12 protein-coding genes and 2 tRNA genes are annotated in these 20,054 nt (G+C 58.5%); 1 reads left to right on the forward strand and 13 read right to left on the reverse strand.

Translation table 11 applies throughout. From position 1 onward, the window contains the following. Positions 1-51 precede the first annotated feature (51 nt). The 13 genes from KO088_RS06945 to mfd all read right to left on the reverse strand — a co-directional run bounded on the left by KO088_RS06945 (position 52) and on the right by mfd (position 17,771). Complete coding sequence (locus KO088_RS06945) at positions 52-1,113, reverse strand: YeiH family protein (RefSeq protein WP_215494132.1); 1,062 nt, start codon at positions 1,111-1,113, stop codon at positions 52-54. A 631-nt stretch (positions 1,114-1,744) separates the two neighbouring features. Beyond that, complete coding sequence (locus tag KO088_RS06950) at positions 1,745-2,275, reverse strand: exonuclease domain-containing protein (protein WP_215494133.1); 531 nt, start codon at positions 2,273-2,275, stop codon at positions 1,745-1,747. 21 nt (positions 2,276-2,296) lie between these two features. Next, the gene (locus KO088_RS06955) at positions 2,297-3,193 is read right to left on the reverse strand and encodes a ChaN family lipoprotein (RefSeq protein ID WP_215494134.1); all 897 of its coding nucleotides are present in this window, start codon (positions 3,191-3,193) and stop codon (positions 2,297-2,299) included. Next, positions 3,190-6,036, reverse strand: coding sequence for a M16 family metallopeptidase (locus KO088_RS06960; protein WP_215494135.1), 2,847 nt, complete (start codon positions 6,034-6,036; stop codon positions 3,190-3,192). Before KO088_RS06960 ends, KO088_RS06955 begins: the two co-directional genes overlap by 4 nt. Positions 6,037-6,214: 178 nt before the next feature. After that, entirely contained in the window at positions 6,215-8,254 is a 2,040-nt protein-coding gene (locus KO088_RS06965) for a DNA topoisomerase 3 (RefSeq protein WP_215494136.1), read from the reverse strand. A 207-nt stretch (positions 8,255-8,461) separates the two neighbouring features. Continuing rightward, positions 8,462-8,537 (reverse strand) — tRNA-Gly (locus KO088_RS06970). A 366-nt stretch (positions 8,538-8,903) separates the two neighbouring features. Then, on the reverse strand, positions 8,904-9,791 hold the full coding sequence (gene dinD, locus KO088_RS06975; RefSeq protein ID WP_215494137.1) for a DNA damage-inducible protein D: 888 nt from the start codon (positions 9,789-9,791) through the stop codon (positions 8,904-8,906). A 598-nt stretch (positions 9,792-10,389) separates the two neighbouring features. Further along, a tRNA-Arg gene (locus KO088_RS06980) sits at positions 10,390-10,461 on the reverse strand. 90 nt (positions 10,462-10,551) lie between these two features. Continuing rightward, on the reverse strand, positions 10,552-11,235 hold the full coding sequence (locus tag KO088_RS06985) for a porin family protein (RefSeq protein ID WP_251419863.1): 684 nt from the start codon (positions 11,233-11,235) through the stop codon (positions 10,552-10,554). Next, positions 11,222-12,736 (reverse strand): LysM peptidoglycan-binding domain-containing protein, encoded by a 1,515-nt coding sequence (locus tag KO088_RS06990; RefSeq protein ID WP_215494138.1) that lies wholly within the window; start codon positions 12,734-12,736, stop codon positions 11,222-11,224. The genes KO088_RS06985 and KO088_RS06990 overlap by 14 nt, the downstream gene beginning before the upstream one ends. 68 nt (positions 12,737-12,804) lie before the next feature. Next, positions 12,805-13,857: a nicotinate-nucleotide--dimethylbenzimidazole phosphoribosyltransferase gene (gene cobT / locus KO088_RS06995; RefSeq protein ID WP_215494139.1), complete on the reverse strand. Its 1,053-nt coding sequence runs from the start codon at positions 13,855-13,857 to the stop codon at positions 12,805-12,807. Between the two features lie 26 nt (positions 13,858-13,883). After that, on the reverse strand, positions 13,884-14,396 hold the full coding sequence (locus KO088_RS07000) for a bifunctional adenosylcobinamide kinase/adenosylcobinamide-phosphate guanylyltransferase (protein ID WP_215494140.1): 513 nt from the start codon (positions 14,394-14,396) through the stop codon (positions 13,884-13,886). Between the two features lie 30 nt (positions 14,397-14,426). Beyond that, entirely contained in the window at positions 14,427-17,771 is a 3,345-nt protein-coding gene (gene mfd / locus KO088_RS07005) for a transcription-repair coupling factor (RefSeq protein WP_421957760.1), read from the reverse strand. Positions 17,772-18,323: 552 nt separating this feature from the next. Here mfd and susR point away from each other — a divergent pair. Further along, entirely contained in the window at positions 18,324-20,012 is a 1,689-nt protein-coding gene (gene susR / locus KO088_RS07010) for a SusR family glycan utilization regulator (RefSeq protein WP_215494142.1), read from the forward strand. Positions 20,013-20,054 lie beyond the last annotated feature (42 nt).

The raw sequence follows: 20,054 nt of genomic DNA on the forward strand, positions 1-20,054 counted from the left end.
TATTGGCACGGGGCGCTGCGTGTTTTATGTTTGTCCCTATCGCTCCCGTGGCTATGCCAGCAGGCGAGCGAGGATATAGCCACCGCCGACGAGCCAGACATACAGCCCGAGGGCGAGGAGGAAGGCCTTAGCACCTGACTGGCGGAACTTGGCAAAGGTCGCATCCAAGCCAATCGCCGTCATCGCCATCGCCAGCATGAAGCCGTCGATGACCTCGATGATATGCGTCAGCTGGTGATATGCTGCGACTTGGCCGATATGCTCAGCTCCCATACCCAGCAGCGTATTGATCCCGATAGCGATGAGGAAGTAGAAGGCGAACCAAGGTACTTGTATCTTCCCCGAGGTAGCGTTGTCAGCACTTCCTCGGCGCATGATGTAGCCGAGGATCATCAGGACGGGTGCGAGCATGAGGACACGGAGCATCTTCGTCATCGTCGCGATGCCTGCGATGTCTACGCTGGAGCTGTGGGTGTCGGGTGTCATCGCAGCCCCTGCCCCGACGACGTGTGCGACCTCGTGTATGGTAGAGCCCGTGTAGACCCCAACAGCTTGTGGGGAAAGGGCATCTAAGAGCCCTGCACGGTAAAGGAGCGGGTAGCCAAACATCGACAGCGTACCGAAGAGGACTACCGTCGCTACGGCGACGACCGTCTTGTGTGGCTTCGCTCCTACGACGGGCTCTGTGGCGAGTACAGCCGCTGCTCCACAGATAGCCGAGCCCGAGGAGATGAGTAAGCGTTCGTCTTTGTCCAAGCCCAGCGCTCGCCCGAGGTAGTTCCCGAGGATGAGTGTCCCAGCGACGATGATCACGTCGATGAGGATGGCGCCACCACCTACGGCGAGGAGCGTGTCGAAGCTCAAGCGGAAGCCATAGAGCACGATCCCCGCACGCAGGATTTGCTTGCTGGCGATCTTCATCCCGCCATCCCAGCTCTCGGGAAACTGGGAGCGAATGGTGTTGGCCAAGATCATCCCCACGATGACGCCGAGCACCATCGGGCTGAGGCGCAGGTCGTGGAGGAAGGGCACGAGCGAAAGGGCATGGACAAGGAGGGTCAGGACGACGAGGAAGAGGAGACCGTGGACGGTACCTCGAGGGAGGGCTTTCATTGAATTGCTGTCGTGAGTAATAGATCTTTTGTCCTGCAAAGATACGGCACTCCTCGCTACCTTATACAGGTGGGTCGTATGAACCTATATTGGTCGCTGGGCGAACCTATATAGGTTCACTCACGGATCTATATAGGTCACGACGCCGACCTATATAGCTTCACCCGCTGACCAATATGAGACTGTTGCTCCGCGTATGGATAAAAGTTGTGGACGAGTGGCAGATAAGTTTGGACTACGCACGTGGCTCTAATATCTACGTACGTGGATATTTGGATTTACGTGCCTGGTCTTTAAGACTACGTGCATAGATGCGGAAAAACCACTACGGGAAGGTGCTTTTTTCTTCACGAGAATGACACTTTTCCCTCCGCTGGATAAGAGGAATACTCGCGATAAAGCGAAGGGCTTGCTCGGTCGCTTCTGCGAGGCATATCGGGGAGCTGGGCGTGCGATGCCTTAGCACAATAAGTAGGGGGCAGGACTCTCGGTAACAGTCTCCATATAGGTTCGCTCACCCCTCTTTAATGCTTTGGGTGGATATGGATATAGGCAGGGGGACGAACCAATATAAGTTCGTCCCCCTGCCTATATGATTTCTTGCCTTATATGGCTGGCGGTACTGATATGCTTACCTCCGTCTGCCCTTCGTTGGGGCATCAGCCCACTCCCTCAGGTAGAGGCGTGCACACATCTCGGCGTCATCGCCAGCGCGGTGGTGTGTGCCGTGAGTGATCTGGAGCTGGTCGCAGAGGGATGCGAGCGAATTGCTCTCGAAGTTATAGATCTGCCGTGCACGTTTCAGCGAGCAGTCCCACTTCAGCTCACCAAGCTCGATCTCGTAGAGCTCGGCCGTACGCTCCAGACAGCTGCGGTCGAAGGGAGCGTTGTGGGCGACGAACGTGTCGAACTCCTCCAGATACTCACGGGCAATCTCCTCCCACACGTCGGGGAAGGCAGGTGCTGTGGCGGTATCTTCGGGGCGTATGCCGTGTACTTGGATATTCCAATAGGCATAGGCATTGTCCTCGGGCTGTACGAGCCACGAGCGCGTCTCGACGATCTCGCTATCACGGACGACGCAGATACCCACCTCGCAGATGGAGCTGCGCTTCTGCGTAGCCGTCTCGAAGTCAATGGCGATGAAGTTGAGCTTGCTCATTCCGTAGGGTGATGGGGGAGCTTAGTGCGTGCGGGTCATGTCCTCGGGGACGATGAGGATGAAGTCTGCCATACCGCGGTAGGCTTCTTCTAGGGCCTGGACATCCTCCTGCAGGACGGTCGTGATCGTCACGATGCGCGTCTTGGGAGCGTAGCGACGTAGGTAGGGGATGATGCCACCATTCTGTAGGGAGTGGTAGGAGCCGTTGAGGTGGAGGAAGGTATGCTGAGGGCGGAGGTGCTGGCTGATGCGGTAGCCCATGGTGGCATCCTTGATGGCTTGAGCCTCTTCGAGGTGGCGCTTCTCCTGCTTCTTATCCCCGTGGACGAGAGCGCCCATAGCGGCGAACATCCCCGCACTCTCCTCTGTGGACTGGAAGGCGATGGGCAGAGGGGGCAGATAGCGCTTGGCCTCGGCACTAAGCGAGTCGAGGGCGGGAAGGCCCTTGCGATTCACCAGGTCGGCATAGCGACGGGGTACGTTCGTCGCGATGACTCTAAGACCATGGTCCTTGGCGAAGTAGACGACGGGGTCGTAGTCCGTCTCATAGTTCGGCCATAGGCGAGCCTCGTCGCCGTAGCTCTTGGGGCTGATGGTCTTGGCGAGGTATTCGTCGAGGATCAGCTGGATATCTGCCTCGAGCATCTCAAGCCCGAGGGTGAGGTTCTTCCCCTTACGCTGCTGCAGGGCCTCGAGGACACGGAGCTGCATCCAGTGGCTGATGGGATTGTTGTGCAGCTCCCCGAAGAAGACGACATCGGCACCAGCGGCGCGTGTGATGAGCTTGTCGAAGGTGACGGGGCGCCCGACGGAGTCTACGAGACGGTAGGCGACGGGTTCGGTGGTCTTCTGCGCTGATACGGAGAGGGAGAAGAGAAGCCCCGTGAGGAGCAGGGTGAGGGTACGGAGGAGTTTCATTGCTTGGGTACAATCGAATAGATGAGGTGGCGCTGAGGGCTGAGGATCGTGCGGAAGGCGGTGCGGAGCTCCTCGGGTGTGATGGAGCGAAGGATCTGCTCGTACTGAGCGAAGTCCTCGAGGCGCTCCCCGCTACGCACGAGGCCAAGGAGCATATCTTGCCAAGGAGCCAGATCGCTCTCAGTGAGGGCCTCGCGCTTATTGATGAGGAAGGTGCGGGCGATGTCGGCTATTTCGCTGGGGCTGGCGAGCTTCGTCTGGAGGTCTTCGACCAGCTCCTCGATGAGCTTGCAAGCCAGGGGCGCATTGCTACTTTTCACAAGTGTCTCGAGGCGGAACCATACGAAGGGCTCGGGCTTCGGGTGGTACTCCATATAGAGATAGGGCGAATAGATGATGCCCGCCTCGGAGCGCAGGCGATCGATGAGACGACTGCGCAGGAGCTCACGCATAAGCTTGAGGCGTAGACTACCACGTAGGGTAGGCTCGTAGGTGCCGTAGTAGACGTTGTGCAGTGCCGTCTCGTCGCCAGCATCGATATCCTCGAGGGTATAGTTCTCTGCCGTGAGCTGGCCCTGAGATGGGAGGGTGGGCTTCGCGGGGCGCTGGGGAAGGTCAGCGAAGACGCCCGAGATTTCCTTGAGGAGAGCTTCGCTGTCGAAGCGCCCGACGACTACGATCGTCATCCCCTCGGTGCGCGTCCACAGGTCGGTATGGAAGTCGATCATGTAGGGAAGGCTGAGGGCACGTGCTTCGGCTTCGGTCTCAGGTTCGCGCTGGGGGATGTAGGTGCCGAGGATGCTATCCAGACGGCGCTGTAGCTTGAGCTCAGGGTCACGGGCAAGCATTTGCTCCAGACGGCTGGGGCGCCCAAGGGCGGAGATAAGTGATTCGCGTGACTCCTCGAAGTCAGCCGTCGCAGCCTCGGGGCGCAGCATCTTCTCCTTCATTAGGCGCAGGAGGCTGTACGTCTTGCCCGTGGGAGCGGTGCCGAGGAGTGCCCCCCAGTCCATGGCTTCGGTGAGGGTGAGTGCTACGCCGTGGTCGAAGAGGAAGCTATCGAGCTGCTCACGGGGTAGGGTAGCGACACCACCCAGCTCCATGTAGGCCGCGAGCGAAGCCACGCGGGGCTGCTCGTCAAGCGGGATGTCACGCAGGCCCGAGGGGTGGTTGATGGCGATCTTCACGACAGAGTCCGCTTCGGGGAGGGGGCGCAGGATGATGCGGATGCCATTGGGGAGGTAGGCTTCCTGCACGCCGAGGTCGGGGTGTAGCTTCGACGAACGGAGCTGTGCCGTGGGGAGCTTCTGTGGGGGAGTGAGGAGCTGTGGGATGGCGCTCTTCTTCTCTTCGGTAGCCTCATCCGAAGGCGGAGTGAAGCTGAGACGGGTGCGCTGGGCGGAGAGTCCGCGCTGGATAGCACGCTCGATGGCGGCACGCTGTGGGCGCGCTGTCTCGGGGAGCTGCGCATTGTGTGTGAAGCTCGCCAGCTTGCTTGGCCCAGTGAGGTAGCGGTAGAGGCGGTCAAAGGCGGGGCGGAGATCGCTGGCGCGTAGGCCGTCAATACGGCGCTCAAGCTCCTTCTTCTCCGCTTCGTCGGTGAGGAAGTGGTCGCCGTGGAGGATCTCATCAGTGTAGTAGTCGCACCAGCCAGCCGAGGGCGTATCGCCTGTGACGACGTATAGGGCGGACTTCGCACGCTCCTTGAGGAGGGTGAGTTCGCGCTCCGATATCGTGCCTCGTCGCAGTACGCTCAGTGCTGAGATAGCCTCGCGAAGGTCGTGGAGGATCTCGGCCGTGCGACTGCCTTCGAGGGTAAGGGAGAGGTGACTCGTACGGCCAAGATACCAGCTGTCAGCTAGCTTAGCGCCACGGAGCTTGTCGAGTCGGTGACTCCATGCAGCGAGTGCCATGCGGTGGACCTTCTCCGTAAAGAGCTCGGAGAGCGTCCGTGTGGGGAGGGTCTTGTGGGGGAAGATGAGGTCGAGGGTCGCTGTGCGGATGAGGGTATCGCTATGGCTCTCAAGATGTAGGCCACGCGGGTAGTGCAGCTCTGGCTCGATATAGGTGCGGGTTGGGGTGGTGGGGGCGGTGGTGAAGGTCGCGCGTAGACTCTCCTCCGCTGCATCGAGGTCAAAGTCCCCGACGAGGACGATGGTCGCAAGGGATGGACGATACCAGCGATGGTAGAAGGCACGTAGGCCGCTCGCCGTCGCACGGTCGATGTCTTGTGCTGTGCCTACGGGGAGGCTACGGCTGTGGATGCCCGTGCCGACCTTCAGCGCATAGAAGGGGTCGGTCTGTACGTAAGCGCGTATCTCCTCCTTGATGATACTGCGCTCCTGCTCCACCTCGAGGCTGTCGAGCTGTAGCCCCGTGAGCCAATCGCTGAGGATGAGTGCCGTGCTATCGAGGACGTGCGGCTCATCGGTGGGGAGGGAGATCATGTAGACGGTGCGGTCGTGACCAGTCATAGCGTTCAGCCCGACGCCGTAGCGTGTGCCGAGACGCTCTGCGTAGCGCTTGATACCGCCCGAGGCAAAGTGCTTCGTTCGGCCGAACGCCAGATGCTCGATGAAGTGTGCGTAGCCTGCTTCGTCGGGACGCTGAACGCAGGAGCCCACACACATAATGAGGCGTGCCTCCATCTTCTTGCGTGGCTGAGCATTGTGTCGGAGGATGTAGCTCATCCCATTGGAAAGCGTCCCTCGTCGCTCTTGGGCGAGAGCGGGGTAGGCGAAGGAGAGGAAGAAAAGGGTAAAGAGGAGGGGGAGCCCTATGGAGCGGCATCCCTTCTTCTCCACACAGCTGGTCGGTGTGTATACGTATCTGTCTATTGCCATCAGATGCTACTTTTCGCTAATAGATACAACGCCGTAGGTATGCCCTCCGGTTGTCAATCCGTCAAATATCCCTATTTCTTGGTAGCTCTACACCCTGCCGTGGTACGAGAATGGAGCCGCAGATCTTGGTCTACGGCTCCATATTTATATCGTGCTTCTGCAGAGGAGAGCATCGGGATCAGAAGAGGAGAGGCGCATCGCCCAGCCGGGCGCTCAGCTCTTCGGGCGAAGCTGTGCTGGGGCACTCCTCATAGGAGAGGCGGAAGGTGCAGCCCTCACGGAAGGCGGAGCAGCCGAAGGCCGCACGACCTCTTAGAAGGGTCCCCCGCTGACACTGGGGGCAGGGCAGGCCCGTGTCGACGGGAAGGGTGGGGGCAGCTGGCTGAGGTGCTGGTGCCGGCTGTGGGGCAAGGACAGACTGCACCAGCTGGTAGAGCATCGCCTTGAGATCGTCGATGAAGACTTGCGTCTCCAGCTCACGACGCTCGATCTGACGGAGCTTGTACTCCCATTCACCCGTGAGTGCAGCGCTTTTCAAGAGGTCGTAGTTGATGAGCTTGATGAGCTGACGGCCCGTCTCGGTGGCGTGGATCTGGTTGCGCTTCTCCTTGACGATGTAGCCGCGCTTGAAGAGCGTCTCGATGATGTTGGCTCGTGTCGAGGGGCGTCCGATACCATTCTCCTTCATCGCCTCACGGAGCTCTTCCTGCTCGACGAACTTGCCCGCGGTCTCCATAGCACGCAGGAGCGTCGCTTCGGTGTAGTACTTCGGGGGCTGGGTCTGCTTCTCGCGTAGCTCGGGGATGTGCTCGCCCGTCTCGCCTTCGGTGAAGGTCGGTAGGAGTGCTTCGGATGCTTCTCCGCCCTCTTCGCCTTCCTTGGCTTCGCTCGCCTCGGTGGGTGTCTCGGTCTCGAAGACCACACGCCACCCTGGCTCAAGGATTTCCTTCCCCGAGGTCTTGAACTTTACCTTGCCTGCTGTACCCTCGACGCTCGTCGTACTGACGAGGCAGTCGGGGTAGAAAGCTGCGATGAAGTGGCGGGCGATGAGGTCGAAGACCTTCGTCTCCGTCTCGGAGAGCCCCGAGGGCGACTGCCCTGTGGGGATGATAGCGTGGTGGTCGGTGACCTTCTTGTTGTCGAAGACCTTCTTACTCTTGCGGATGGGGGCGCCACTGAGGAGCGGGCTCACCAGATTGAGATAGGGTGGGATGACGAGGCCTCGCAGGATACCTGCGATCTTAGGATATAGGTCTTCGCTGAGGTAAGTGGTGTCGACACGTGGATAGGTCGTCACCTTCTTCTCATAGAGCGACTGCACGGTGGCGAGCGTCTCTTCGGCGCTCATACCGAACTTACGGTTGCACGCTACCTGCAGGCTCGTCAGGTCAAAGAGCCTCGGAGCGGACTCCTTGCCGTCCTTCTTCTTGACACTGGTGATGGTGAAGGGCTCGCCCGTAATGCTTTGTAGGGCAGCGTCGGCCTTCGCCTTGTCGCTGTACTTGCCCTTGTCAGCGCTGAAGATGACCTCGCGGTAGCGGGTCTTTAGCTCCCAGTAGGTCTCGCTCTTGAAGTTCTCAATAGCCTCTTGGCGCTCGACGATGAGGGCGAGGGTGGGGGTCTGTACGCGTCCGATGGAGAGGGGTTGCTTGCGGTCGCTGCCACCGTAGCGGAGGGTATAGAGTCGGGTGGCATTCATCCCAAGGAGCCAGTCGCCGATAGCGCGCGCTAAGCCCGCCTCATAGAGAGACTGGTAGTCGGAGCCGTCGCGGAGCTTATCGAAGCCCTCGCGGATCGCTTCGTCAGTGAGGGAGGAGATCCATAGACGGCGCACGGGCACCTTGCAGCCGACCTTCTGGAGTACCCAGCGCTGGATGAGCTCCCCCTCTTGCCCTGCATCACCGCAGTTGATGACCATCTCGGCGCCTGCTACGAGCTCGCCGATGACGGCGAGCTGCCGCTCATAGTGCTCGATGGGTATGGCCTTGATGCCGAAGCGCTCGGGGATCATAGGCAGGGACGCCAGGCTCCACGCCTTCCACCCCGGCGTATAGTCGTGGGGCTCTTTCAGCGTGCAGAGGTGTCCGAAGGTCCAGGTCACAGCATACCCGTTGCCTTCGTAGTGGCCGATACCTTTGTCGGTCCTACGGACAGTGGCTCCGAGGATGTTCGCTATGTCACGTGCCACGCTGGGCTTCTCGGCGATGCAGACGATCAAGATAGTATGGAGTGAGGGGTGAGACGGGCTGGGGCGATGGTCGATGTGAGTAGGTGCAGCGCAGATGATGTGCCGCAGAGGAGTGCCCTTTCAGTGGGCTGATCTCCGAATGCAATAGGCATAAAAGAGAGAAACATCCCAAGATCACTTAAGTGAATCTTAGAATGCCTCATCAAACAAATACACATCAAAACTATGGAAACCTATTGGAGCGGAAGACGGGACTCGAACCCGCGACCCTAACCTTGGCAAGGTTATGCTCTACCAACTGAGCTACTTCCGCATTTCAAATTTGCTCTGGGAGGTTTGCCTTTCCCTTTTGCACTGCAAAGGTACGACGAAGTTTTGAATTGACCAAATGTTCGGCGAAATTTCGTGCAATTTCTCTTCTCGCCTCTCGCCTAAGGTGAGGTGATCTGCCTCTTCTCCAGATATAGATGCTGATTACAAGGTAGAATAAAACGAGCTCATTTTGAGGGAATTGGAGCGGAGGCCTACAGGAGGGTGGTGTGAACCTATATTGGTCAGTGGGCGAACCTATATAGCTTCACGCAGCGACCTATATTGGTCTGCATCTCGACCAATATAGGTTCGCCCGCTGACCAATATAGGTTCGCTCCGCATACAGGTAGTGTTGGAAGTAGGATTACTATTCCTTCTCGGTGCCGACGGCCTGCGCTTGAGGGAGCTTCTGCGCGTCTTGTCCAAGTGCCTTCTCCTCGCGAGCAACCCTACGCTCCAGCTTTTTGATGTCATCAGCGGGTGGCAACTCTTCGGGCTTTATTCCTCGTTCGCCAAGCATGCTGCGCACACTCTCATTATTCTGTACATGCTCTTGCGTTATAGGTAGCTCGCCATGGAGATCTTTACTCTCGACATTATAGTTGGTCATTTCGGTTGCGAGGTTCTTTGCTGCTATGGTGAGGGTCGGAAGGAAGTCTGCGAGTGGTCTATTGGCCTTAACCCCCAACTTTTTCTTCATAGCATCCGTCGTGAAGCCACCGAATAGAGCCTTGTCGCCCATCGAGCGTATGCGTCCAAACCCTCTCTCGTCGACACCACGCTCGTAAATGTTCTGAGACAGTTGCTTCTCCGAGATTCTTAGTCGATCTCGTGTCTCCAGGCGGGAGATGAGGTTAAGGCGCTCTTCGATGAGCTCCGCTTTTCTTGTCTGTAGCGCAAAGTAGCTTTGAGCAAAGGCTATCTCTTCTTTCTTGGGGTCGCCATTCTGTGCGATGAGGTAGCATGCGTAGCGAGTGAGCATAAAGTCGGAGACCTCTCTTTGGGCTCCGCTTCCGAGTTTGACCATTTTCGTGACCTCACGAAAATGGTCAAGGTCATTGACCTCATTAGATTTGCATGAGGTGATTGCTCTTTGGATAGCGACTGCAAAGTTCTCCCATCGAGCGTAGCCTAATAGCTCTTGAAGTTCACGAGCATACCATACTTCGATATGCGTTTGCTCCCCTTCGATCTCTATGCGCTGAGCGATAGCATCGAAGCTGGATTGGTATTGGATGATGCGGGCCTTATCCATATCCTTCTTGTTGATTGGTTTGTATCCAGTGCGTCATGCTTGTTTGTGACGGAGCCTATATGAATAATGCTCTCCTATTACAATAGCTGGGCTATGTCATTGATGTAGGGGGCTGGTGTATTCCGATGCGGTATTGATTAGACGTCCGTGTCACGACTGGCAAACAAAGGTAGTGATAATCTAACCAAAGAGAATCTGCGGTAAAGAGGAGTGGATTAAGGTTTTAGCTTCGGATTACACTCTGAGGTGATGGGAGATATTGCCTTGACTGCACGAACCAGTAGAGTGTATGGTCTTCGGATAAAAGGGGCGTTTTTTAGGGTGAAGCAAACAGCCTTATTATTATGCAATTAGTGCGAAGCTGTAGAGGAGATAAAATGAACCAGTACTGGTCGCTGAGCAGACCAGTACTGGTCAGCAATAGTGACCAGTACTACTTCACGTCGCGACCAGTAGTGGTCTGATCGCCGACCAGTACTGGTCGCTTTGCGAAGGAATATGTGGAGAGAATTGCCTCCTCCCACGATTGTGTGGTAGGTATATAAGCACCACGCCCCACCATCCGCTGTGGAATGGTGGGGCGTGGCGATAGTGGGTGTACCCCCGAGCAGAATCGAACTGCTATCTAAAATTTAGGAAATTCTTGTTCTATCCGTTGAACTACGAGGGCCCATCTCCTCTTGCGCTGAGCTCTTGCCGCGCTGAGATGTGGGGCAAAGATAGTCATTTTATACTTGCACCCTCGTGAGCAGACGTGAGGTCAGAGGCGGAAGAAATAGTTCAGCGTCGCCCCGAAGTACATCTCCGACGATTGTACATAGGTCGAGCCACGCTTAGAGCTCCAGAGGTTGCCCAGCCCGTAGACGAAGCGCCCTTCGAGCTCGACACGCTGACGCTTGCCGATGGGGATGCTTATCCCAGGCCCGCCACCGAGCCCCCAGAAGAAGCGATCGCGCACGGCCATACCGTGGCGGGTGGAGTCCAGTGCGGACATATTCGCCTCGCCTGAGCTGGTAGCTGATTCTCCGAGCTGATAGCCGAAGAACGGCCCCGCATTGATGAAGATGCGGATATCTCCCGAGCGGAAGTAGAGGTGCGTGAGTAGGGGAAGCTCGAGATAGTCGAGCGTGCGGCTGTAGCTCGTGGCGAGGGCATCATAGCGCTCCTGCCAGCCGCCACGGCGGTAGTTCAGCTCTGCCTGCAGTGATGCCCCGCGCTCGACATCGTAGCGCACGGCGATACCCGCGATGGGCCCCGTATGTAGGCGCTGACGTACCGAGGGGACGAAGGTGAAGCGACTGGCAGTCATGCCACCATGTACCCCGACGGATACCGACTGGGCGAAGGGCTCCTTCGTCGTCTGTGCACTAAGGCGTGCTCCTGCTACTGCGAGCAGGAGGCATATCAAGACGAGGCTCTGGCGGAGGGAACTAATGAGCTTCACGCGTGATAGCACCTGAGCTGGGGTAGTGGACGAAGAAGAAGCGGGTATTCGTGTACACGTTCGCCTCGTCGCTACGCTGGAGGTAGAAGTCGAGCTGGAGGCCGTCCGAAGGGATGGACGACATGCTGTTGATGAAGTTGCGGCCGTACATCGAGTAGGCGCGGATGAAGTAGCGTGCCAGGTCATAGCCGAGGACGCTGTACTTCGGATAGGAGTTGCTGACCTTGTGGCTGAACCATCCAGTGAACTGACTCAGGAAGTCCTTCGACTCGGCAAGCGTAGGATCGAAGAAGAACGTCGAGTAGATGGTCGTGTTGTAGCGACGCAGGCTCTGCTGGAACTGCGAGCCGTAGGCCTGCCACTGAGGGTGGCCGAAGAGCGTGACGCCACTCGTACGCGTGCCGATAGCAGCCATAGTTGCCATCGCGAGGTTGCGGTCGGGAGAGACGGGCACAACGACAGCGTCCGAGCTGATACCTCCGACGGCACCACTACCTACCTGTATGGAGCGGAAGGGCAGACCTGCGTGGCTGAGTGCCGAGCGGAGCTGGCTGACGAAGCCGTCTTCCGTGTCGCCAGGGCGTGAGGCGAAGATGACTTCACGACCCTTGTACTTCTGCAGGAAGGCGGGGACGACGCGATCGATGATGGTGGCGGTGTGGGCGTTGGTCAGGATGACACGGCCTTCACCCGTCTCGAGGTGACTGGCCTTGCTGAAGGGGATGATATAGTAGTTGTATCCTGCAGCTGCGGAGATAGCGCGGATCTGCCCCTCGGTGACACCACCGATGACGAGGTCCTTACCACGGAGCTTTCCAGCATCAATGTAGGCATTTAGCGCTTCATCGTTGGGCACATCCAGCGTGGTGAGCTGCATCGAGATCCCAGCCTTCTTGAGCTGATACATACCGAGGAGGAAGCCTTCGTAGAACTCAACGAAGTGCTTGTCCTTCTTCAGCGGTAGGAGCATAAGGATGCGCGTCTGCGAAGCGGCTACCTGTGAGGGTAGGCTGCTCTCGCCTTCGTCGCTCTTAGGCGTGGTGGTCGTAGCGCTGTCACCCTTAGCACCAGGGATGACGAGCTCCATGCCGACCTTGACGGTGGAGGAGGTTACCCCGGGGTTAGCGCGCAGGAGGTCTGCCAGATCAATGCCGTAGCTACGGCTGATACCATAGAGCGTCTCGCCCGTCTCTACGCGGTGCTTCTTCGGGCTCTGTGAAGAGGATGAAGCGACTGGTGTGGAGGTGGTGGCAGGTGTAGCGGGAGTAGAAGGGATGAGGAGCTTGTCGCCGACCTTGATCTGCTGGCGAGCCCAAGGGTTGAGCTCGTAGATCTTATCGATGGCGACACCGTAGCGACGTGCGATGCTATACACCGTCTCTTCGCGCTGGACCTCGTGCTCACGGATGCGTCGCCCGCCCTGGGCGCTGGCACCTATATATATAAGGAGTGCGGTCGATAGCAAGAGGAGTGCGCGGCGGCAAGTGTCGGAGAGGGTCATCTGTCTATACTTAGTCTTGTGATGAATATGAGGCAAAGGTACTTAATCGTGTGCAAATGAGCTCGGAGCTACTCGGGAGAGCTGACGTAGTCGGTGACTCCAGAGGTGGTGAAGGAGGCCATCTCACGGAGCATTCGTGCTGCCGAATCGAGTATAGGGAAGGCGCAGATAGCCCCCGTCCCTTCGCCAAGACGCATGCCTAAGCGCAGGATGGGATCGGCCCCGAGGTAGCGTAGGAGACGAGCGTGCCCCGCCTCATCCCCTGCATGTCCATAGAACGCATAATCAGTGACTGCTGGGTATAATGCTCGTGCCATAAGTAGGCAGGCCGTCATGATGAAGCCATCGACGAGGAAGGCCACGCGGCGCTCTGCTGCACGGAGCATCGCCCCGACGGTGACCACCATCTCGTAGCCACCGAAGTAGCGGAGTATAGCTTCGGCATCCACAGGACCGCGATAGTTGTCCACAGCCTGGCGGAGGATGGCGAGCTTGTGCTGTACGCCTTCGTAGTCAAGTCCGCTCCCACGACCTACACATTCCTCGAGAGGAAGGTCGGTGAGGTAGTACATCCAGAGTGCCGAGGTAGAGGTGTTGGCGATGCCCATCTCGCCGAAGGAGAGAAGCTTACATCCGCGGTCAACGGCCTCGTCTACCGAGACGACGCCGATAGAGATAGCGCGGTCGACCTCCTCCTCAGTCATCGCAGACTCGTGGAGGAAGGAGCGGGTACCTCGGCGGATCTTGCGGTGGATAAGTGCTGTCCCTTCGAGGGGGAACTCGTGATCTACCCCGACGTCGACGATGTGCAGAGCGAAGTCATGCTGTCGGCAAAGGAAGCATATCCCCGCTCCACCACGTAGCATGCTGTAGACGACCTGATGGGTGACCTCGCGCGGGCTCTTGCTCACGCCCTCGGTCTCAATTCCGTGGTCGGCAGCGAAGACGAAGTGCTCACGTGGCGAGAGGCTGGGCTGTAGGGTGTCTTGGAGTGCCGCGAGGCGTGCGGCGAGTGTCTCGAGCTTGCCCATAGCACCCAGAGGCTTGGCGATCTGGTCGATGTAGCATTGGGCACGGTAGATCTCTTCCTCGGGGATGGGGCGGATATCGAAGTCTTGCATTGTGATAGGGAGTAATTCGGGTGAGGTCAGCCCTTGACGGTGAGGGGAAGGCCGCTGACCATCAGGGTGACGCGGTCTGCGCGGGCGGCTACATGCTGGTTCATCCAGCCCTGCAGCTGGGTGAAGAGGCGCTGTGTGCGGGACTCGGACATGCCGCCCATGCCCAGCTCATTGGTGACGAAGATGAAGGTAGCGTCCTGCTGGATGAGCGTGTCGAACTCCTTCTTGAGAGCTTCGAGCGCCTGATCGACGTCCTGCTGCATGTCGAAGAAGTAGTTCGTCGCCCACAGCGTGATGCAGTCGATGAGGACGACGCGCCCCGTGAAGTCGTGCTTGGAGGGGTGGATATCCTCCTCGATGTTCGTCCACTCGGGGCCGCGACGCTCCTGGTGACGCAGGATGCGCTGGCGGAACTCTTCGTCCCAGATGCGGGCCGTCGCCAGATAGACGGGCTGCCCGCTGAGGCGCAGCGCTTCGCTCTCGGCATAGGAGCTCTTGCCAGAGCGCTCGCCGCCGGTGATGAGATGAATGTAGCTCATAGATAGTCAGGTGATGGTAGTGGGGTGTGGTTAGGCTCGTGTCCCCTCGATGCGGCGCTGGAGGATGTGCTGCATCACGGTGATAGCTGCGGCGACGGAGGGGATATGATGCACGCGGATGATGTGGCGCCCCGAGCGCTGGACGAACTCGCACTGACGGCTGTTGCGTGCCACGTACTCGAGGAGGCGGCCGAAGGTCTCCGAGGCGTAGTACGGGCTGGAGGTATCGGCGATGAGGTGGAGACTCATAGAGCCACCCTTGAGTACGACCTTCTCGATGCCGAGGTGATGGCCGAGGCGGCGTAGGCGAGGGATGAGGATGAGTTCTTCGGTCTCTGGGGGAAGGGCACCGAAGCGGTCGCGCAGTCGGGAGGCGAAGTCCTCAAGCTCCTTGTCTTCGCTGAGGCTGTCCAGCTCACGATAGAGGAGGATACGCTCGCTATCCGAGGGTACGTACTCGTCGGGGAGGGCAAGCTCGAGGTCACTCTCTACCTGCGTCTCGACGACGAAGCGGTCAGCAAGCTCGCTACCGTCACTCTGCTTATCGTCGTCGGCATAGACGTGTGCGAACTCATCGGCCTTGAGCTCTCGGATAGCTTCGGAGAAGACCTTCTGATAGGTCTCGTAGCCCATATCGGTGATGAAGCCACTCTGCTCGGCACCGAGGACATTGCCCGCACCACGCTGGTCGAGGTCCTGTAGGGCAATGCGTATGCCACTGCCCAGATCGCTGAAGCTCTCGATAGCACGCAGACGGCGCTTGGAGTCTTCGCTGAGTCCCTCGAGCGGAGGAGTGAGGAGGTAGCAGAAGGCCTTGCGGTCGCTACGCCCTACACGGCCACGGAGCTGGTGAAGCTCGCTCAGGCCGTAGTGGTGCGCGTCGTGGATCATGATGGTATTGGCGTTCGGCACGTCGATACCATTCTCGATGATCTTCGTCGCCACGAGGACGTCGTACTCGTGGTTGCCGAAGTCGATGAGGATCTGCTCCATCTCCTTCGGTGCCAGCTGCCCGTGGGCGACGGCGATGCGTGCGTCGGGGACCTCGCGTTGGATGAGGGCGGCGAGGTTCTCAATGTTGCTGATGCGGCTATTGACGAAGTACACCTGCCCATTGCGACTCATCTCGAAGCCCACGGCCTCGCGGATGATCTGCGGGGTGGTCTGCGTGAGGAGCGTCTCTACGGGACGGCGGTTGGCAGGCGGGGTGTTGAGGTTCGAGAGGTCACGTGCACCCATCAGCGAGAACTGCAGGGTACGGGGAATAGGCGTGGCACTCATCGTGAGCGTGTCGACATTGACCTGTAGCTGACGGAGCTTCTCCTTCGTGGCGACGCCGAACTTCTGCTCTTCGTCGATGATCAGGAGACCAAGGTCGTGGAACGCTACGTCCTTGCTCGTCAGGCGGTGCGTGCCGATGATGATGTCGATCTTCCCCTCACGGAGGTCTGCGAGGATGGCACGAAGCTCCTTCGGCGTACGAGCCCGGGAGATGTAGTCGACACGCACGGGGAAGTCCTTCAGTCGCTTGGAGAAGGTGCGGTAGTGCTGGTATGCCAAGACCGTCGTAGGGACGAGGACGGCGACCTGCTTGCCGTCGGTGGCAGCCTTGAAGGCGGCACGCACGGCTACCTCCGTCTTACCGAAGCCGACATCCCCGCAGAGGAGGCGGTCCATCGGATAGGGGCGCTCCATATCGGCCTTCACAGCGGTGACGGCGGCGGCTTGGTCGGGGGTGTCCTCAAAGGCGAACGATGCCTCGAGCTCGTGCTGGAGGTAGGTGTCGGGGCTGAAGGCAAAGCCCTCCGTCTCACGACGCTTGGCGTAGAGGCGTATCAGATCACGGGCGATATCCTTGATGCGCTTCTTCGTGCGCTCCTTGATACGCTGCCATGCCCCCGAGCCGACTGCACTGAGCGTGACTTCTTTCCCCCCTTCGCCCGAGCGGTAGTGGGAGAGCTTGTGCAGGCTATGCAGGTTGACATAGATGGTGTCATTGTTGCGGTAGACGAGCTTGACGAACTCCTGCATGTGGTCACCCTGAGGCATACTCACCAGGCCGTCGAAGCGCCCGATACCGTGGTCGGCGTGGACGATGAGGTCGCCACGGCTGAAGCTCTGGATCTCCTTCAGCGAGAGTGTGACCTTCCCGGAGCTGGCCTTGTCGCTACGTAGGGTGTACTTGTGGTAGCGGTCGAAGAGCTCGTGCTCGGTGAGGAGTACCCAGCGGTGGTCTTCGTCGACGAAGCCCTCGTGCAGGCCGAGGGTCACCTCTGTAGGTAGCTCGGCTTCGCTGAGGCGTGGGGTGAGGATGTCGCGGGCACGCTCGTGACCCTCACGGCTTGCTGCACATATATATATGGTATAGCCGTCGGCACGCCAAGAGCGGATCTGGGCGGCCAGACCATCATAGTCCTTATGGAAGAGAGGCTGGCGTGTGGTGTGGAAGTGCAGGCCATTCGGTGTAGCTTCGTCCGTCAGCTCGTAGCCCGAGAGTGCCTGGATCTCGGCGAAGAGCTGGCTGGGCTCGATGAGCATGCGTCGCAGTGCCTCAAGGTCTTCGAAGCCTTCGCCGTCTTGCAGCAGTGGGGCTTCGTTCCAAGTCATCTCAAGTCGGGTACTCAGCGATCCGCCACCCGAGAGGAGGAGTTGAGTGCCTGCAGGGAGCAGGCTGATGAGTGAGGTGAGGTCGCCCGAGCCCTGAGATAGGTCGGGACTCAGCGTGATCTCTGTGAGCTGACGTACGGAGAGCTGGCTATCGACCTCGAAGCAGCGTACGCTCTCAACTTCGTCATCGAAGAAGTCCAGACGGTAGGGGAGCTCGGAGGCAAAGGAATAGATATCGACGATGCTCCCACGCAGGGCGAACTGCCCCGGCTCATAGACGTAGTCCACGCGCTCGAAGCCCCAGGCGAGGAGCTGGTCACGCAGGTGGTCACGCTCAATGACGTCCCCCCGATGGATGATGAGGGGCTCTTCCTTCGTGCCACTCTCCTGAGGGATACCCTCCATGAGGGCCTCGGGATAGGTGACGAGGATGGGTAGGGGAGTGCCGCCTGGTGCTGCTGCGCTTATCAGGGCGCTGAGCACCATGGAGCGCAGGAGGGCACTCGACTCATCGCGGTGCCCATAGCGGATCGCACGGCGATAGGCTGAGGGGAAGAAGAGTACACCATCCTCGCCCAAGAGCTGGGCTAAGTCCGAATAGAAGTAGCCGGCCTCCTCTTCGTCACGTAGGAGCGCCACGAGCGGTGCCGCCTGGCGGATGCGCGGAGCGACGAAGGCACGGGCAGAACCCATAAGCTCCGAGAGGGAGCGACGGGTGTGAGGTGGAAGGGGCTGGGAGAGGGAGACTCCTTGCTCAGAAAGCCCCATCATAAGGGGCGGCTGGAAGGTAGGGCGGGATGGATTTGTATCGACCTGTTTCACACTGCGAAGATACGGCTTCTCCCCCACGTATGGAGCCTGTCGTGCTATTCCTTTTCGTGGGGCAGAAGTTGCCTCTCGGAAGAACCTTCCTACGGCGGGCTTTTCTGCGCCTTAGTAGTAAGGGTGTGCGAACCGTATTGGTCGGCGGGCTGACCTATATTGGTCCGTGCGTGAACCTATATTAGTTTGTTGCTCCGCGTGGGGATAAAAGTTTTGGACGAGTGGCAGAAAAGTTTGGGCTACGTACGTGGCTCTAATATCTACGTACGTGGACATTTGGATTTACGTACCTAGTCTTTAAGACTACGTGCATAGACAGAGGAAACCCACTATGTGAAGGTGCTTTTTCCTTCACGAGAAGGACACTTTTTCCTCCGCTGGATAAGAAGAAAAGAGGGTGGAAGAGAGCCGTCATAGGTGGGAGATCCGATGACGAAAAACCTGCCGAATTCACGCGCTTTTACTGATAAATCAAGGATACTTCCTAAATTTGGGGTTATGATCAAGCGGAATTCTCTAAAGTGGATGGCCGTTGTCGCTGTCTTCCTCTCCTTCTTCCCTTCGCTGTGGGCAGGCTCTTCGGATAGCCTTTTGGTGAAGCTCAATCAGACGATCGAGCAGCGCCCGTCCTACATGCAGCGCAAGGAGGAGGCCTTAGAGACCCTGCGACAGAGCTTGAGTAAGCTGAGTGCAGGGAACGTGGAGGGGCGTATGAACCTCTACGAGGCACTGTGGCAGGAGAACCGCTCATACAATACCGACTCCTCGCTCTTCTATGCTACGGCACTCTCCCAGCTGGCACAGCAGGCGGGCAATGAGGAGCAGAAGCAGAACGCCCTGCTCCATCGGGCTACGGCACTGATGACGATCGGGATGTTCAAGGAAGCCGATGAGATCATCAAGCCGCTGCGTGAGGGGGGCGTCCTCCCAGGGCAGCGTAGCCAGTTCTTCCACCTCTGCCGAAGCCTCTTCGGTCTCATGGCGGACTATGCCGTGACGGCGCAAGAGAAAGCGGCCTATGCCAGCCTCACCGATGACTTCCGTGACTCGCTCTTGACGATCTATGAGTCGGGGTCGAATATGTATCGGATGATCTATGCCGATAAGCTGACTGCCCACGGCAAGTATGCCGAGGCCCTACGTGAGCTCCTGCCCTTCACACCAACGGGCGATGGGCGCTTCGATGCGGGCTACCACTACACCATCGCCGAGGCCTACTACCACATGGGGCGTATCGAGGAGGCTCGACACTACTACACGTTGGCTGCTATCAGCGACATGCAGAGCGATACACGTGAGTACATCGCCCTGCGCAAGCTCGCTGTGATCCTCTTCCAGTCGGGCGACATCGACCGAGCCTACCACTACCTCACGCTGTGTATGGCCGATGCGAAGGCGTGTAATGCCCGCCTCCGTATCCTCGAGATCCTCGATACCTTCCCTGTCGTCAATGAGGCTTATCTGGAGAAGAAGCAGCAGCAACAGCGTGTCATCACAGGGGTCCTTATTGCCATCAGCCTCCTTGTCGTGAGCCTCATCTTCGCCATCTTCAGCGTCCTGAAGCAGAAGAAAGCCCTGCAGCAGGCGCAGACGGATCTGGCGCATGCCAATAGTCAGCTCAATGAGGTCAACCGCACGCTCGTGGAGTACAACGAGGAGATGAAGCGGCAGAATCAGCTCATCACCGAGACTTCGTACCTCAAGGAGGCCTACATCACTCAGTACATGGATCAGTGCTCGACTTATCTGGAGAAGATGGAGAGCTTCCGTAAGCGCCTGCGTCAGCTCCTCAGCGCTGGTAAGACGAAGGAGATCCAGCAGGCCCTCACCTCATACAATCAGGAGGTCGAGACGGAGCTGGCAGAGTTCTACGACAGCTTCGACACGACCTTCATCAACCTCTTCCCGACCTTCGTCGAAGACTTCAATGCGCTCCTCCGTGAGGACGAGCAGGTACAGCTCAAGCCGGGGCAGAAGCTCAATACCGAGCTGCGTGTCTTCGCACTCATCCGTCTCGGCATCACCGACAGCACCAAGATCGCACACTTCCTGCGCTACTCGGTGACGACGATTTACAACTACCGTACCCGCATGCGCAATCGTGCTCGAGGCGATCGCGACGAGCTCGAGAAGCAGGTCATGGAGATCGGGAAAAAGGCTCTGAAAGGCGCTAATCCGCCCCAATAATCACTACTTTTTTTGTCTATAAAAATAGGGTAAGTTGCTAAG

Source organism: Porphyromonas bobii, from assembly GCF_943169685.1.
Classification (GTDB): Bacteria; Bacteroidota; Bacteroidia; order Bacteroidales; family Porphyromonadaceae; genus Porphyromonas; species Porphyromonas pasteri.